The sequence below is a fragment of the Brevibacterium sp. HMSC22B09 genome (genome assembly GCF_001806795.1).
Taxonomy (GTDB): Bacteria; Actinomycetota; Actinomycetes; order Actinomycetales; family Brevibacteriaceae; genus Brevibacterium; species Brevibacterium ravenspurgense.
Genome location: NZ_KV786021.1, coordinates 73,567 through 89,183, shown reverse-complemented (window position 1 = coordinate 89,183; position 15,617 = coordinate 73,567). Strand labels below are relative to the sequence as shown.

The 15,617-nt window shown below is 62.7% G+C and carries 15 protein-coding genes; all 15 read left to right on the top strand.

Translation table 11 applies throughout. The features are described from left to right. Window positions 1-154 precede the first annotated feature (154 nt). Window positions 155-1,792 (top strand): arginine--tRNA ligase, encoded by a 1,638-nt coding sequence (gene argS, locus HMPREF3087_RS06595; protein ID WP_070428609.1) that lies wholly within the window; start codon window positions 155-157, stop codon window positions 1,790-1,792. Continuing rightward, on the top strand, window positions 1,792-3,231 hold the full coding sequence (gene lysA / locus HMPREF3087_RS06590; protein ID WP_070428524.1) for a diaminopimelate decarboxylase: 1,440 nt from the start codon (window positions 1,792-1,794) through the stop codon (window positions 3,229-3,231). Before argS ends, lysA begins: the two co-directional genes overlap by 1 nt. Then, the gene (locus HMPREF3087_RS06585; RefSeq protein ID WP_070428523.1) at window positions 3,228-4,523 is read left to right on the top strand and encodes a homoserine dehydrogenase; all 1,296 of its coding nucleotides are present in this window, start codon (window positions 3,228-3,230) and stop codon (window positions 4,521-4,523) included. The genes lysA and HMPREF3087_RS06585 overlap by 4 nt, the downstream gene beginning before the upstream one ends. A gap of 8 nt (window positions 4,524-4,531) precedes the next feature. After that, window positions 4,532-5,602: a threonine synthase gene (thrC, locus tag HMPREF3087_RS06580; RefSeq protein WP_061942505.1), complete on the top strand. Its 1,071-nt coding sequence runs from the start codon at window positions 4,532-4,534 to the stop codon at window positions 5,600-5,602. Window positions 5,603-5,604: 2 nt separating this feature from the next. Continuing rightward, complete coding sequence (thrB, locus tag HMPREF3087_RS06575; protein ID WP_070428522.1) at window positions 5,605-6,534, top strand: homoserine kinase; 930 nt, start codon at window positions 5,605-5,607, stop codon at window positions 6,532-6,534. 234 nt (window positions 6,535-6,768) lie between these two features. Next, a complete protein-coding gene (gene rho / locus HMPREF3087_RS06570; RefSeq protein ID WP_070428608.1) occupies window positions 6,769-8,676 on the top strand; it encodes a transcription termination factor Rho in 1,908 nt (635 codons plus the stop codon). Then, window positions 8,676-9,755: a peptide chain release factor 1 gene (prfA, locus tag HMPREF3087_RS06565; RefSeq protein ID WP_070428521.1), complete on the top strand. Its 1,080-nt coding sequence runs from the start codon at window positions 8,676-8,678 to the stop codon at window positions 9,753-9,755. Before rho ends, prfA begins: the two co-directional genes overlap by 1 nt. After that, on the top strand, window positions 9,756-10,667 hold the full coding sequence (gene prmC, locus HMPREF3087_RS06560; protein WP_070428520.1) for a peptide chain release factor N(5)-glutamine methyltransferase: 912 nt from the start codon (window positions 9,756-9,758) through the stop codon (window positions 10,665-10,667). Beyond that, the gene (locus HMPREF3087_RS06555; RefSeq protein WP_070428519.1) at window positions 10,651-11,382 is read left to right on the top strand and encodes an L-threonylcarbamoyladenylate synthase; all 732 of its coding nucleotides are present in this window, start codon (window positions 10,651-10,653) and stop codon (window positions 11,380-11,382) included. Before prmC ends, HMPREF3087_RS06555 begins: the two co-directional genes overlap by 17 nt. After that, window positions 11,382-12,494: an MraY family glycosyltransferase gene (locus HMPREF3087_RS06550; protein WP_061942519.1), complete on the top strand. Its 1,113-nt coding sequence runs from the start codon at window positions 11,382-11,384 to the stop codon at window positions 12,492-12,494. The genes HMPREF3087_RS06555 and HMPREF3087_RS06550 overlap by 1 nt, the downstream gene beginning before the upstream one ends. Then, window positions 12,491-12,931, top strand: coding sequence for a Cg1360 family ATP-synthase-associated protein (locus HMPREF3087_RS06545; RefSeq protein ID WP_070428518.1), 441 nt, complete (start codon window positions 12,491-12,493; stop codon window positions 12,929-12,931). The genes HMPREF3087_RS06550 and HMPREF3087_RS06545 overlap by 4 nt, the downstream gene beginning before the upstream one ends. A 197-nt stretch (window positions 12,932-13,128) precedes the next feature. Beyond that, window positions 13,129-13,917, top strand: coding sequence for a F0F1 ATP synthase subunit A (gene atpB / locus HMPREF3087_RS06540; protein ID WP_019175437.1), 789 nt, complete (start codon window positions 13,129-13,131; stop codon window positions 13,915-13,917). An 85-nt stretch (window positions 13,918-14,002) separates the two neighbouring features. Next, window positions 14,003-14,233: an ATP synthase F0 subunit C gene (gene atpE, locus HMPREF3087_RS06535; RefSeq protein WP_062021720.1), complete on the top strand. Its 231-nt coding sequence runs from the start codon at window positions 14,003-14,005 to the stop codon at window positions 14,231-14,233. A gap of 20 nt (window positions 14,234-14,253) precedes the next feature. Next, window positions 14,254-14,808: a F0F1 ATP synthase subunit B gene (locus HMPREF3087_RS06530; protein ID WP_019175435.1), complete on the top strand. Its 555-nt coding sequence runs from the start codon at window positions 14,254-14,256 to the stop codon at window positions 14,806-14,808. Then, window positions 14,808-15,608: a F0F1 ATP synthase subunit delta gene (locus HMPREF3087_RS06525; protein WP_061942524.1), complete on the top strand. Its 801-nt coding sequence runs from the start codon at window positions 14,808-14,810 to the stop codon at window positions 15,606-15,608. Before HMPREF3087_RS06530 ends, HMPREF3087_RS06525 begins: the two co-directional genes overlap by 1 nt. Window positions 15,609-15,617: the final 9 nt, after the last annotated feature.

Here is a 15,617-nt window from a genome sequence, read left to right as displayed (position 1 = left end):
CCGGCCCCGGGTCTCCAAGACGTCGGCGAATGCAAAGCCCCACCAGAAGCAGGCTCGCTCCGGGGTGCCCCAAGAGTGAGGCGCGCTCGCGGCTGAGTCTGTGCCGCGGCACCTGGTTGGCCGCATTGGACGCGCGCGTAATATCGTTGACCCTGTGACTCCGGAAGATCTCAAAGCAGCAATTGAACAGGCCATTCAGACTCTGGCCGACGAAGGCCTGAACCTTACGGTTCCCGACAAGCTCACGGTCGAGCGACCCAAGAACCGCGACCACGGCGACTGGGCGGCCAACACGGCCCTTCAGCTTGCCAAACAAGCGGGAGTTCCACCTCGGGAACTTGCTGAAAAAATCGCTGAACAGCTGCGTGCAAATCCCGGTGTCGACACCGTGGACGTTGCGGGCCCCGGTTTCCTCAACATCACCCTCAACAAGGCGGCTGCCGGCCAGCTGGCCCTCGACATCGTCGAGGCAGGCAGCTCCTACGGACACTCTGACGCCCTGGCCGGAGATCCGGTCAACATGGAGTTTGTGTCAGCCAACCCGACCGGCCCGCTCCACCTGGGACACACCCGCTGGGCCGCCGTCGGCGACGCTCTGACGCGCGTCCTGCGAGCCGCAGGGGCAGATGTGACCGCCGAGTACTACATCAACGACTTCGGCTCCCAGATGGACACATTCGCCGGCAGTGTCCTGGCGCGCCTTCGCGGACAGGATGTCCCAGAGGGCGGCTACCCCGGCCAGTACGTGCAGGCAATCGCAGATGCCCTGCTTGAGCGCCACCCCGAATGGGCCGACAGCGCTGATGCCGACATCTACGACCAGCTGCGCGCGGAAGCCTACGAACTGCAGTTGGCTGACATCAAAGACACGCTCACCGCATTCGGCGTTGACTTCGATGTGTTCTTCTCCGAAAAGAGCCTCCACGACGAAGGCAAGGTCGCCGATGCCGTGGCCCGCCTGCGCGAACAGGGCCATATCTTCGACGAGGACGGTGCAGTGTGGCTGCGCACCACGGACTTCGGCGACGACAAGAACCGGGTGCTCGTCCGCGCTGACGGCAATCCCACCTACTTTGCCGCTGACGCCGCCTACTACCTGTCCAAGAAGGACCGCGGCTTTGCCAAGAAGATCTACCTGCTGGGTGCAGACCACCACGGCTACGTAGGCCGCCTCAAAGCACTCGCGGCAACTGCCGGCGATGACCCGAACGAGAACATCGAGATCCTCATCGGGCAGCTCATCAGCGTCAACGGCGCGCGCCTGTCCAAGCGGGCCGGCAACATCATCGAACTGCGCGACCTCATCGAATGGCTCGGCGCAGATGCGCTGCGCTACTCGCTGGCGCGCATCCCCACCGATTCGCCGCTCACGCTCGACCCCGAGGTTCTGCGCTCAGCGTCGAACGACAACCCCGTTTACTACGTGCAGTACGCCCACGCACGGGCCTGCAGTGTGGAACGCCGGGCGGTCGAGGCGGGGGTAGAGCAGGCCCCTGTCGACCCGGCAACGCTGACCGATCCGACCGAAGCGGTCCTGCTGTCGGCACTCGCCGACTTCCCGCGCGTCGTGACCGACTCTGCAAAGCTGCGCGAACCGCACCGGGTCGCCCGCTACCTCGAATCGCTCGCCGGCAGCTTCCACAAGTGGTATGACGCCTGCCGCGTTGTGCCGCGCACAGACGAAGAGCTCGCTGCCGTCCACGGCACACGCCTGGTGCTTGACCGTGCGACCAAGACCGTGCTCGCCAACGGACTGCGCATGCTCGGAGTCTCAGCACCGGAGAAGATGTAATGCCAGCTCACCCTTCAGGCGTTCTGCACGCCGGACCGTCGCCGGTTTGGCTGCCCGTGCCCACCGACGTCAATGAACTCATGGCCTCGCTGTGGTCGCGCAACACCGTCAAGAACTCCGAAGGCGTTCTGAAAGTCGCCGGGGTTCCGGTGACACAGTTCGCCGAGCGCTTCGGCAGCCCGCTGTACGTGCTCGATGTAGACGACTTCCGCCACCGTGCCCGAAGTTTTGTCGAAGAGTTCAGCGCGGCTTTCGCCGCCCAGGGCATGGAAGCCCGTGCCTACTACGCCGGCAAGGCTTTTCTGTGCACCGCAGTTGCCCGGTGGGCACACGAAGAGGGCATGGGCGTAGACACGTGCTCGCTTGGCGAAATGCGCACAGCTCAGGCCGCCGGTGTTCCCGCCCAAGCAGTGGGCCTGCACGGCAACAACAAATCCGATGACGAAATTGCCATGGCCCTGGACTGGGGTATCGGTCGGATCGTCATCGACTCGCTTGACGAAATCGAACGCGTCTCGCAGGCTGCCGCGGAACGCGGCATCACCGCACCCGTCATGCTGCGGTTGACCGTTGGGGTTGAAGCACACACGCACAGCTTCATCGCAACAGCACACGAAGACCAGAAGTTCGGTCTGTCCATCAGCGGGGGAGCGGCAGACCAAGCCGCCCGTGCTGTCATTGCCGACCCCCACCTCGAGTTCGTCGGCCTGCACAGTCACATCGGCTCCCAGATCTTTGAAAAAGACGGCTTTGCCCTCGCAGCCCGCAAGATCATTGAGTTCTCTGCCTGTCTGCGCGAAGACACCGGTTTCGTCGTTCCCGAAATCGACCTGGGCGGCGGTTTTGGCATCCGCTACACATCGCAGGACAGACCTGTTTCCTTTGCGCAGATGGCCGGTCTGCTGGCCGCTGCGGTTGCAGAAGAATGCGACGACGCGGACTTCCCGCGCCCGGCAGTGTCCTTCGAACCGGGACGGGCGATTGTCGGACAGGCCATGTTCTCGCTCTACACCGCTGGAACCATAAAAGAAGTCGAAACCGGGTCCGGCATCCGTACTTATGTGTCAGTAGACGGCGGAATGAGCGACAACATTCGGACCGCTCTGTACGATGCCGATTATTCGTGCACACTGGCCTCACGGTCATCCGATGCCAAGGCGACTGTTGTCCGCGTGGTGGGCAAACACTGCGAGAGCGGCGACATCGTGGTCCGCGATGAGTACCTGCCTGCTGACATCAGCCGGGGAGACCTCATCGCAGTCCCCGGCACGGGTGCCTACTGCAGGCCTCTGTCCTCGAATTACAACCACGTACCGCGCCCCGGTGTCGTCGCCGTCGAAGACGGGCAAGCCGAGTGGGTGGTGCTGCCCGAGACCTACGAACAGATGTTTGCATCGGATCCCGGCTTCGCCCGGGCCAATGAGAACGGAGAAAAATGAGCGCCCAGCCTCTTAAGGTAGCCCTGCTCGGAGCGGGAACCGTCGGCAGCGAAGTCGCCGACGCGATCCTCAACCGCGCTGACAGCTTCACCGAGCGCATTGGAAGCCCGCTTGAGCTCATGTCCGTCGGTGTGCGCGACACTTCGAAGTCCCGTCCCGGCATTCCGGCCGAGCTCATCACAGACGATCTCGACAAGGCAATTGAAGGAGCCGACATCGTCGTCGAGCTCATGGGAGGCATCGAACCCGCCCGCGAGCTGCTGATCAAGGCGCTGGACTCCGGTGCTTCGGTCGTCACCGCCAACAAAGCGCTGCTGGCCAAGCACTCCGGCGAGCTCTTCGCCGCCGCCGACAAGGCCAAGGTGCGCCTTGAATACGAAGCTGCCGTAGCAGGCGCCATCCCCATCATCCGCCCCGTAGGCGATTCGCTGGCCGGTGACCGCATCACCCGCGTGCTCGGGATCGTCAACGGCACCACGAACTTCATCCTCGACGCGATGGAAGCCAAGGGCTGGGAGTACGAACACGCGCTGAAGACCGCTCAGGAACTCGGCTATGCAGAAGCTGATCCGACGGCAGATGTCGGCGGCCATGACGCTGCTGCCAAGGCCGCGATTCTGGCTTCGCTGGCATTCCACAGCTCCGTGAGCATCGATGACGTCCACGTTGAGGGTATTGAGAACATCACCGCGGACATGATCTCGACCGCGGCCAGCCAGGGCTTCACCATCAAGCTTCTGGCCATCTGCGAAAGCATCCCGGGCGCCGGAATCTCGGCGCGCGTCTACCCGGCGCTGATCCCGGCAGACCACGCTCTGGCCAGCGTGGGCGGGGCGTTCAACGCCGTGTTCGTCGAAGCTGAATCCGCCGGTGAGCTCATGTTCTACGGCCAGGGAGCCGGGGGAGCCCCGACATCGTCCGCAGTGCTCGGCGACCTCGTGTCGGTTGCGCGCCGCAAGGTGCTCGGCGGCGCCGGCCAGTACCGGAAGCTCGAAGGCGATTCGCAGCCGATCGTCCCGATCGACGACATCACCACCCGCTACCACATCACACTGGCCGTGCAAGACCGCCCGGGCGTGCTGCACACCGTCACCGAGGTCTTCCTCGACCAAGAGGTGTCCATCAAGCTGGTCGAACAGACCAGCCTGGACGATGCGGCTGACCCGCGCGCCAAGCTCGTGGTGGCAACACACAGTGCAAGCGAATCCGCGCTGGCGACGACCGTGGAGCGGCTGCGCGCGCTCGACGTGGTCGATGACGTTGTGTCGATTCTGCGCATCGAAGGACAGTGAGAAAGACCATGGCACACCAGTGGCGCGGGGTCGTGACCGAATACCGCGAACACCTTGCAATCGATCCGCAGGCCCAGCCTGTTTCGCTCGGAGAAGGCGGCACCCCACTGATCTTCGCCGAAAAGCTCTCGGAGCGCACCGGCGCAGAGGTCTACGTCAAATATGAGGGTATGAACCCCACCGGTTCGTTCAAGGACCGCGGTATGACAGCCGCGATCACCGCGGCCAAGGCCGCCGGTGCAAAGGCCGTCATCTGCGCTTCAACTGGCAACACTTCGGCATCGGCTGCCGCCTATGCGACAAAGGCCGGCATGACGTGTGCGGTTCTTGTGCCGAAGGGCAAAATCGCCCCCGGCAAAATGAGCCAGGCTGTCGCGCATGGCGCCCAGCTGCTGGAAGTCGACGGCAACTTCGACGACTGCCTGACCCTGTGCCGCAAGCTGTCGGAGTCCTACCCGGTCCATCTGGTCAACTCGGTCAACCCCGACCGCATCGAAGGCCAGAAGACAGCCGCGTTTGAAGTTGTCGACGCTCTCGGCAAAGCACCGGACATTCACGCGCTGCCGGTGGGCAACGCCGGAAACATCACCGCCTACTGGAAGGGCTACACCGAGTACGCCCAGAAGGGCCTGGCTGATTCGACCCCGCGCATGTGGGGCTTCCAGGCTGCCGGTGCGGCTCCGCTTGTCACCGGCCACCCCGTTGACGAACCGGAGACGATTGCAACTGCCATCCGGATCGGCAACCCCGCTTCGTGGGACAAGGCGATCGCGGCTCGTGACGAATCGGGCGGTCTTATCGATTCGGTGGAAGACGAACAGATCATCCGCGCTCACCGTCTGCTGTCCTCAACCGAGGGCATCTTCATCGAGCCCGGCTCGGCCGCCTCGATCGCAGGTCTGCTGAAGATGCACGAAGCCGGACAGGTGCCGCAGGGTGCTGTCATCGTGTGCACCGTCACCGGGCACGGACTCAAAGACGCAGACTGGGCACTCAAAGCGGCAGAAGGCGAATTCGAAGCCAAGAGCGTGCCGGTTGACGCTGTCAGCGCGGCCCGCGCACTGGGCCTGGAGAGCTGATAATGCCCTACAGCATCGAAGTCTCGGTCCCTGCGACATCGGCTAACCTGGGTCCCGGATACGACACATTCGGGCTCGCCCTCGACATTGCCGATGAAGTGGTGGCCGAACTTCACCCCGATCCGGTCGACCTCAGCAGCTGTGTAGAGGTTACCGGGCAGGGGGCCGGCCAGGTGCCCACCTCCTCGGACCATCTGATCCACAGGGTTGTGCGCGAGGTGCTCGATCACTACGGACACGGGGCGCTGGCTGACCGGCTGACTCTGCGCTGTGCCAACACGATCCCGCATTCGAGGGGGATGGGGTCCTCGGCCGCCGCTGTTGTTGCGGGAATCTCGATTGCCGATGCTCTTCTTGCCTTCGCGGGACGAGGTGAATTGACAGAAGAGGAAAGACTCGCCTGGGCGGTTCACTACGAGGGGCATGCTGACAACGCTGCACCCGCTCTGTTCGGCGGGGTCTCCATCAGCACGCTCGATGCGGAAGGCAGCCCTCGGTCTGTTTCAGTTCCGGTCCACCCGGCTGTGCGCGCGGTTCTCATCGTTCCCGACACCAAGTTGGACACCGACTACGCGCGCTCCTTCATTCCAGAGCAGATTCCCCACGCTGACGCAGTGGCGAACTCAGCGGCGGCGGCTCTGTTCATCCACGCGATCGGCCGCGCTCCGTCGCTTCTTTTCGAGGCGACAGAAGATCATCTTCACCAGGAGTATCGCCGTCCCGCGATGCCGGAAACGCTGGCTCGGGTCGATGCTCTTCGGGCTCACGGGCTCGCCGCTGTTGTTTCGGGGGGCGGCCCGACAGCGCTCGTTCTGGGCACCGGGGAAAACCTGCGCGATGAAGTCGCCTCGGTCCTCGGCGACGACGATGCCAGGATCATCGCAGCCTCGATAGCAGATTTCGGGGCGACCATTACACGAACAGACGCATAGGGGAATCAGCGCGCCGACTGTCGGCGCGCTGATTCGCTTTACCGCATTTCTTCACGTTATGCTTGACCTGTTCTTCCGCAGCGCTTCGCTGTGATGTTCGGATCGACAGGTTCTGTCTCCGATGAAGAACAGTCACCTCAGCACCCACGCTGGTGCTTTCACAGTCACTTTCATGTGCAGACCATTGCTGAATGCCTCTTTGTGCTTCAGCCGAACGAGGGAGAAGGAACCTTCGTGTCAGAAAACACTGACTTCAACCACTCCGGAAGCCTGTCCGCACTCCGCCTGCCGCAGCTGCAGGAAATGGCAGCAGGATTGGGAATCAAAGGCTACCGCCGTCTTCGCAAGAGCGACCTGATCGACGCCATTCTCCAGGCGCAGGGCGGAGCCGCGCAGTCCGGTGCAGACACCGGTGCTGGCGCAGACAAGAAGAAGAGCTCGGACGCGTCCTCGGACAAAGCCGAGAACACCGACAGCAAGAAAAACGACGAAAAGAAGGCCGAAGCCAAGGCTGAAGACAAGGCCGACGGTCGTGACAGTGCCGAACAGGGCGACGACAGCGGCCGTTCGCGTCGTCGCAGCCGTGGCGGCAAGCGCGGAGACGACAGCTCTGCCGACGTTTCCCAGTCCGGCGACGGCCAGCGCGGCGATAAGAACCGCGGTGACAACAACCGCGACGACAAGAACCGTGACAACAACGGCCACAACGACAAGGGTGGTCGCGGCGACAAGAACGGCCACGACGACAAGCAGGGCCACAAGAACAACAAGAACGGTCGCGGTCGCAAGAACCACGGTGACGACGGGGACAATCGCAACAACGGCGATAACCGCGACAACCGTGGGAATGACAACCGCGGCAACAACGGCGATAACCGCAGCAACCGTCACGACGACGGGGGCCGGGACGACAACAACGATCGTGGTCGACGCGGCCGTGGCCGAGACCGCAAACGTCGTCGCGGTGACGACGACCTGCGTCCCGACGATGTGCTCATTCCCGTCAGCGGCATCCTCGACGTACACGACAACTACGCGTTCCTGCGCACTTCCAGCTACCTGCCGGGCCAGAACGACGTCTACGTGTCGAACAACATGGTCAAGCGCAATGGTCTGCGCAAGGGTGACGCCGTTGTCGGCGCCATTCGCCAGCACCGCGAAGGCGAACGCAATAACCGTCGCGAAAAGTTCGACGCCCTCGTCCGCCTGGACTCCGTCAACGGTCTGTCGGTTGAGGACGCCAAGCGCCGCGTGAACTTCTCGAAGCTCACCCCGCTCTACCCGCAGGAGCGCCTGCGGATGGAGACGACATCGTCGAACGTCACGCAGCGGATCATCGATCTTGTTGCCCCCATCGGCAAGGGCCAGCGCGGTCTGATCGTCGCCCCGCCGAAGGCCGGCAAGACCACGATCATGCAGCAGATTGCCAACGCTGTGAAGACGAACAACCCCGACGTCCACCTCATGGTCGTCCTGGTCGACGAACGTCCCGAAGAAGTCACGGACATGACCCGCGCGGTTGACGGCGAAGTCATCGCCTCGACCTTCGACCGTCCGGCTGACGACCACACCGCAATTGCCGAACTCGCAATTGAGCGTGCCAAGCGCTTGGTTGAAATGGGCCAGGATGTCGTTGTGCTCCTGGACAACATCACCCGTCTGGGCCGTGCCTACAACCTGGCGCAGCCGGCATCCGGCCGCATCCTGTCCGGTGGTGTCGACGCCAACGCCCTCTACCCGCCCAAGCGCTTCTTCGGTGCCGCGCGGAACATCGAGGGCGGCGGTTCGCTCACGATTCTGGCAACGGCCCTCGTCGAGACCGGCTCGAAGATGGACGAAGTCATCTTCGAAGAGTTCAAGGGCACCGGCAACATGGAGCTTCGCCTGTCGCGCAGCCTTGCTGACAAGCGCATCTTCCCGGCTGTTGACGTCAACGGCTCCGGAACGCGCCGCGAAGAGAACCTCATGGGTGCTGAAGAGCGCAAGATCATGTGGCGTCTGCGCCGCGTGCTCGCTGGCCTTGAACAGCAGCAGGCTCTTGAGCTTCTGCTCTCAAAGCTGAAGGAAACCCAGAACAACGCTGAGTTCCTCATGCAGGTGCAGAAGACCACCCCGCTGCCGAAAGCCGCCTCTGACGACTGATGGCGCTTGACTCTTCGCAGCTGGAAGCCAGTGTCCGCTCGCTCATCGACGAGCACGACCGAATCGAGGCGGAACTCGCCGACCCGGACGTGCTCGCCGATGCGGGGCGGACCCGCAAGCTGACCAGGCGGTATTCCGAACTCGGCCAGGTGAAAACCTGCGTCGACGCGATTGACTCCGCCCGCAGCGACCGCGAGGCTGCCGCTGAGCTTGCCGAAGAGGACAGCTCGTTTGCCGAAGAGGCACACCGCTTGGACGGTGTGGTTGCCGATCTCGAAGAACGGCTGCGGGAACTGCTCGTTCCCAAAGACCCCGATGATGTCCGCGATGCCCTGCTCGAGGTCAAAGCCGGAGAAGGCGGTGACGAATCCGCCCTGTTCGCCGCAGACCTCGTCAACATGTACCGGCACTGGGCGTCCAACCGCGGATGGAGTGTCGAAGTCCTCGACTCCACGGAAACCGCTTTGGGCGGTTGGAAGGACATCACGCTGGCCGTTAAATCCCGCGAAGGCGGCGTGTACGGCTGGATGAAGTTCGAAGGCGGTGTGCACCGCGTGCAGCGTGTTCCCGTGACGGAATCGCAGGGACGCATCCACACATCGGCCGCCGGTGTCATGGTGTTTCCGGAAGTCGACGAACCCGACGAGATCCGCATTGACGACAACGATCTGCGCATCGATGTTTACCGTTCGTCCGGGCCCGGCGGCCAGTCGGTCAACACGACAGACTCCGCTGTGCGCATCACCCACCTGCCCACGGGAATCGTCGCCAGCTGTCAGAACGAAAAGTCACAGCTGCAGAATCGTGAGGCCGCCATGCGCATTCTGCGTGCGCGTCTGTTGGCCAAACAGGCTGAAGAAGCCGCTGCAGAAGCCCAGAGCGCACGCCGCTCACAGGTTCGCTCGGTGGACCGTTCCGAGCGCGTCCGCACCTACAACTTCCCGGAAAACCGGATCGTCGATCATCGCACCGGGTACAAGGCATACAACCTCGACCAGGTCCTTGACGGGCGATTGGACGAGGTTGTCGAATCCCTGCGCGCCGCTGAACGTGCTGAGCGGCTCGAGGGGATCGGCTGATTGTCTGCTGATCCGCTTCGTGCCCGCCAGATTCTGTCTTCTGCAGCCGCTCGGCTGTACCGCGCGGACATAGAAGCCGCCGATGCGGAGGCTCGCCTTCTTCTTGCATGGGCCTGGGGGAGTGATGTCAAGGATCTGTCCCTGACGCTCTTGTCCGATCCCGCTGTTCCCGCCGATGTAGTCCACCGCCTTGAGGATGCGCTGACACGCCGGAGCGAACGGGTTCCACTTCAGCACATCACCGGACAGGCCCCTTTCCGGCACCTCGACCTGGCTGTCGGCCCCGGTGTTTTCATTCCCCGCCCCGAAACTGAGCTGCTGGCTCAGTGGGGCATTGACTTTCTGCGCAGCCGCCCCCGCGGCAGCCGGCAGGTGCTTGACCTGTGCACCGGCACCTCGGCCTTGGCTCTGTCCTTGGCAACCGAGGTGGGCGGCACCTCGGCAACCGGCATCGAACTGAGCCCGACCGCCTACGGGTGGGCACAGAAGAACATTGAGAACCATGCTCGGGCACTCAGCCGCTGCGGTTCGCAGTGCACAGTCACCCAGGGTGACGCACTGCAGTTCTTTCCGGACTGCCCAGTGGACCTTGTGGTGTCGAATCCTCCGTATGTCGACCGTGCGCGCCAGCCGAAGCTGCCGGAAGTTGAAGCCGACCCCGAAATCGCCTTGTACGGCGGGGGAGAGGACGGTATGGAGTTTCCCCGCGCGCTCATCGCCCACGCGGCGAGGATCATAGTTCCCGGAGGAGCACTGGCTGTCGAACACGCTGAATATCAGGGGCAGCAGATGCGCGATGCTTTTGCGAACGCGGGCTTTGAACGGGTGGAAGTCCACCGCGACTACACTGGCAGGGAACGTTTCACCACCGGCTTCACACCACACGAGGAGACCCATGTCGCGGCACTATGACCTTCGCAGCTCAGAGGTCCACGACCTCGTGATCGCCGAAGCCGCACGGGTCATCGAAGACGGCAAACTCATCGTGCTGCCCACCGACACCGTCTACGGTGTCGCCGCCGACGCATTTTCACCCGAAGCGGTTGAGCGCCTGCTCGAAGCGAAGGGCCGTGACCGCACCATGCCGCCGCCCGTGCTCATCGCGCGCCCGGAAACCCTCATGGGAATCGCCGAGGGCGTCGATGCTGCGACCATGGCACTCACAGCAGAGTTCTGGCCTGGAGCGCTGACCATCATCTGCCGCGCACAGCCCATGCTCGACTGGGACCTCGGCGACACCCACGGCACAGTGGCAGTTCGGATGCCGGACCACGAACCCGCACTCGACGTGCTGCGCCGCACCGGCCCCTTGGCTGTTTCGTCGGCCAACGCGCACGGGCAGCCGGCAGCTCTGACAGTTGAAGACGCCGAGCAGATGCTGGGGGAGACCATCGAGGTCTACCTTGACTCCGGCCCTGCAGCCGGCCAGGGCGCTTCGACGATCATCGACATGACGGCACAGCCGCCCCGAGTGGTGCGCTCGGGTCCCATTTCCTACGCGGCTCTTGCCGAGCACGTGCCGAATCTGCTGGATGTCGGCCAAGAACCCGAAGACCCCGAGGTGCCGGCTGAGGGAGCCGCTGCTGACGAGGCGCCCGCTTCCGGAGAGGCTGATAGGGACGGCTGATGCGCGTCTACCTGTTCATCGTCGTCGTGTCGGCTATCGTGTCCTATCTTGTGACGCCCATGGTCCGACGCGTGGCCGAACGCGGGCTCATCTTCTCGCCGCTGCGCGACCGCGACGTCCACTCGGTGCCCACGCCCAGACTCGGCGGCGTGGCCATCTATGCCGGTGTGCTCGTCGGACTGCTGTTTGCATCCCAAACCCCGTTCCTTCGGCACCTGTTTGACAATCCCGCGCCCATCATCGGTGTGGCCGGCGCCGGGGGCCTTCTGGTGCTCATCGGTGTAATCGACGACATCTGGGACATCAACTGGGCCGCGAAGCTGGCCGGACAGGCTCTGGCCGCGGGCTTTATGGCTCTCAACGGCGTGGCAATGCTGTCGATCCCGTGGGTCGACATCATCGTGGGGTCGCCGCGTATGTCGGTCATTCTCACGGTGTTCGTTGTTCTGGTCACCATCAACGCGGTCAACTTCGTCGACGGACTCGACGGACTTGCCAGCGGCGTCGTGACAATCGGCGGCGTGGCCTTCTTCATCTACAGCTATCAGCTGGCCGTGGACACGAGCCCCGCCAGCTACGCGAACCTGGCCTCGCTCATCATCGCGCTTCTTGTAGGCGGGTGCATTGGCTTCCTGCCGCACAACTTCAACCCCTCCCGGATCTTCATGGGAGATTCCGGATCGATGCTCATCGGCCTTCTGCTGGCCGCATCGACTATTCGCGTCACCGGCCAGGTCGATCCCGCGCTTCTTTCGAACGAACGTGTTTTCGCCGCCTACATGCCGATCATCCTGCCCCTGGCGGTTATGGCGCTGCCGCTCATCGACCTTTTCCTGGCTGTTGTCCGCCGAATGGCGGCAGGAAAATCGCCGTTCAGCGCGGACGCGAAGCACCTTCACCACCGCATGCTGCGCCTGGGGCATTCTCACGCTCGCGCAGTGCTCATCATGTACCTGTGGACAGCGGACTTCGCCTTCGGTGCAATCGGCTTCCTGCTGTTCCCAACAGACATCGTCATCATCGTTGTGGGCATCAGCCTTCTCATAACACTCGCGTTCACCTTCTACCCGGTGATCGCCCGTCGTCGCTACCGAAGGGAAATCACAAGATGAGCCAGCAGTCCACCAGCGCACAGGCCGTCAGTAGACTCATGCAGCGGATCCTCGTTTTCAGTGCGACTGCCGGTGTTGCTATCGCGTTGATCGCAGCGGTGATCGGCGGGCTGACAGTCGGTGTGAGCGGTGTCTACAGTGCGCTCATCGGAGCGGCTGTTGCCTTTGTGTTCTTCGGCATCACCGCGGTCATCATGCTGTTCACGGCAGACGCTGGTCCGGCTGTCACGGCAGGTGCGGCGATGGGCGGCTTCCTGGTGAAGATCGTGCTCCTGTTCGCAGTCATTGCGATGCTTTCCGGCAAAGACTTCTATCACCCGATGGTTCTGTTCATCACGCTTGTTGCCGGTGCGGTGGCATCCCTGGCGATCGAAACATGGGCAGTGCAGAACGCTCGGATTCCGACGGTTGATCCGACGCTCGGGAAACGCGACTGAGTTTTGAATCATAAGTCGCGCTTGGTAAGATTCAGTCAAACCGCGATGATTCCTCTGGGAATCGTGTGTGTTTTTCCGGAGCCCGCACTTGTGGCTCTGCAAACACATCGACCATCCGCATATGGCCACTGCATGCTTGCGTGCGCCCTGAGCTTTGGGAGTTAGCCCTGTTTAACGCGTCAGCTCTGACTTCATCGGTGTCCCTCGTCGCAGAGGGAGGAGGCTTCCACGCACCAGGGCTCGAAGAGTTCTTCCCCAGCGCTGTGCTCTTCGCCGGGACCCCCTTTGAACTCAACCGGATCATGATCATCCGGATCGCAGTTTCCCTCCTCATGGTGCTGGCCTTCTGGCTGATGCTTCGCGGCGGCCGACTGGTTCCCACCCGCGCTCAGTCGATTGCGGAAATGGCGCTTGAGTTCTGCCGCAAGGGCATCGCCCACGACATCCTCGGCAAAAAAGACGGCGACCGCTTCTTCCCGCTGATCGCCGTCATCTTCCTGACTGTGTTCTGCATGAACATCACGGGCATCATCCCGTTCCTCAACATTTCGCCGAACTCGAACATCGGCATGCCGCTGGTGTTGGCCGTCGTCGCCTACTTCGTCATGATCGGCGCCGGAATCAAGGCCCAGGGCGGCGGCGCATACCTTAAGAGCCAGCTGTTCCCGGCCGGTGTTCCGCCGCTGATGTACATCATCGTGACCCCGATTGAGTTCGTCTCGACCTTCATCGCCCGCCCGGTTTCGCTCACACTGCGTCTGACCTTCAACATGATCGTCGGCCACCTTCTTCTGGTGCTGTGCTTTGCCGCAACCCACTTCTTCTTCTTCGAAGCCGGCGGCGGTCTCTTCGCACTCGGCGGTCTGACTCTCGTCGGCGGTTTCGCCTTCACACTCTTCGAAATCCTGGTAGCCGTGCTGCAGGCATACGTCTTCGCACTGCTGACCGCTGTGTACATTCAGCTGAGCATCGCTCAGGACCACTGAGGTACAACCCCACAAACTCCTGTAACACACGGGACCACGGTCGGCTTAAGCCAGTCGGCCAAGATATCGGAAGGAAAAACATCCCATGGATACAACCATTCTCGCTGAAGTCTCGGGCAACATCTCTACGGTCGGCTACGGTCTGTCCGCTATCGGTCCCGGTATCGGTATCGGCATCCTCGTCGGCAAGACCGTCGAAGGCATGGCTCGCCAGCCTGAGGTCTCCGGCCAGCTGCGCACCACCATGTTCCTGGGTATTGCATTCGTCGAGCTCCTGGCCTTCCTCGGCATTGCAGCTCACTTCATCTTCGTCTGATCTGGAATAAGGACTGACTCTTGACCCCGACTACTTTCATCGCCGCAGGGGCTTCTGACCAGAACCCCATGATTCCGGCTGTCTACGACATTGTGTGGTCGCTGGTCTGCTTCGTCATCATCCTGCTCGTTTTCTGGAAGCTCATCCTTCCGAAGTTCAAGGAAGTCCTTGACGAGCGATCCAGGCTTATCCAGGGCGGCATCGAAAAGGCCGAACGCGCACAGGCCGAAGCCGATGCAGCGCTGGAAGAGTACCGGATGCAGCTTGCCGAGGGCCGCGCAGAGGCAGCCCGTCTGCGTGCCGAGGCTCAGGAAGACGGCGCTCAGATCATCGCTGACATGAAGCAGCAGGCCAACGAAGAAGCCGAACGCATCATCTCGACTGCCAAGGCGCAGATCGCAGCTGAGCGCCAGGCAGCAATGATTTCGCTCCGCAGCGAAGTCGGCTCGCTGGCCACAGACCTCGCATCCCGCATCGTCGGCGAATCGCTGCAGGACGACGCCCGTTCCAACGGTGTTGTCGACCGCTTCATCGCTGACCTCGAAGCACAGGCTCCGGCCGGCAAGGACGCGTGATGCTGGCATCGAGCAGAAATTCACTGCTGCAGACCGTTGACGAGGCAGCGACCGTCGTCACGCCCGGAACCGGCTTTGCAGCCGATCTCCTGGCAGCTGTCGGCGTTTTCGCTTCGGATGTTCAGCTGCGACGCGTTCTCACGGACTCGGCAGTCGACGTTGAAGCCAAGCGCGGCCTTCTGAACTCGCTGTTCGCAGGCAAGCTGTCGGCTCCCGCCGTCGATCTGCTCGTCAGCGCCGCCGGACGTCGGTGGGCGCGCGTTCAGGACTACGTGACCGCAGTCGAAACCGCTGCTGTGTCGCAGCTGGCCGCACACGCGCAGTCGCAGGAGCGCCTGGGCGAGGTCGAAGAAGAGCTGTTCCGCTTTACGCGTCTGGTTCTCTCTGATCACGACCTCGAACGGGCCCTCGAATCTGACGCTGAGCCGGCCGCTAAGGAACAGCTGCTGCAGCAGATCGTCGGCAGCCGCGTTTCGGCAGAAACGCTCATGCTGCTCGTCCACGGTGCTGTCAACCCGCGCCGTCGTCGAGTCTCCGAAGCCTACGAGAACTTCTCGGAAATCCTCGCATTCCGTCAGCAGCGCGCAGTTGCAGACGTGACTGTCGCACGGGAACTGACCGAACAGCAGAAGTCCCGTCTCGAGGCAGCTCTCTCGGCCAGCTTTGGTCGCAAACTCGTTCTCAACATCCGCATCGACCCCGACGTTGTCGGCGGTGTCCGCGTGCAGGTTGGAGACGAAGTTATGACCTCGACGATTGCCGACCGACTCGCAGAAGTTGAGCGCAGGCTCGCAAGCTAACAGCGGCCG

Excerpts from the sequence above, each read along its gene's own strand:
- lysA (WP_070428524.1), top strand. The coding sequence starts at position 1,792 with ATGCCAGCTCACCCTTCAGGCGTTCTGCACGCCGGACCGTCGCCGGTT.
- HMPREF3087_RS06585 (WP_070428523.1), top strand. The coding sequence starts at position 3,228 with ATGAGCGCCCAGCCTCTTAAGGTAGCCCTGCTCGGAGCGGGAACCGTC.
- thrC (WP_061942505.1), top strand. The coding sequence starts at position 4,532 with ATGGCACACCAGTGGCGCGGGGTCGTGACCGAATACCGCGAACACCTT.
- thrB (WP_070428522.1), top strand. The coding sequence starts at position 5,605 with ATGCCCTACAGCATCGAAGTCTCGGTCCCTGCGACATCGGCTAACCTG.
- prfA (WP_070428521.1), top strand. The coding sequence starts at position 8,676 with ATGGCGCTTGACTCTTCGCAGCTGGAAGCCAGTGTCCGCTCGCTCATC.
- HMPREF3087_RS06555 (WP_070428519.1), top strand. The coding sequence starts at position 10,651 with ATGTCGCGGCACTATGACCTTCGCAGCTCAGAGGTCCACGACCTCGTG.
- HMPREF3087_RS06550 (WP_061942519.1), top strand. The coding sequence starts at position 11,382 with ATGCGCGTCTACCTGTTCATCGTCGTCGTGTCGGCTATCGTGTCCTAT.
- HMPREF3087_RS06545 (WP_070428518.1), top strand. The coding sequence starts at position 12,491 with ATGAGCCAGCAGTCCACCAGCGCACAGGCCGTCAGTAGACTCATGCAG.
- atpE (WP_062021720.1), top strand. The coding sequence starts at position 14,003 with ATGGATACAACCATTCTCGCTGAAGTCTCGGGCAACATCTCTACGGTC.
- HMPREF3087_RS06525 (WP_061942524.1), top strand. The coding sequence starts at position 14,808 with ATGCTGGCATCGAGCAGAAATTCACTGCTGCAGACCGTTGACGAGGCA.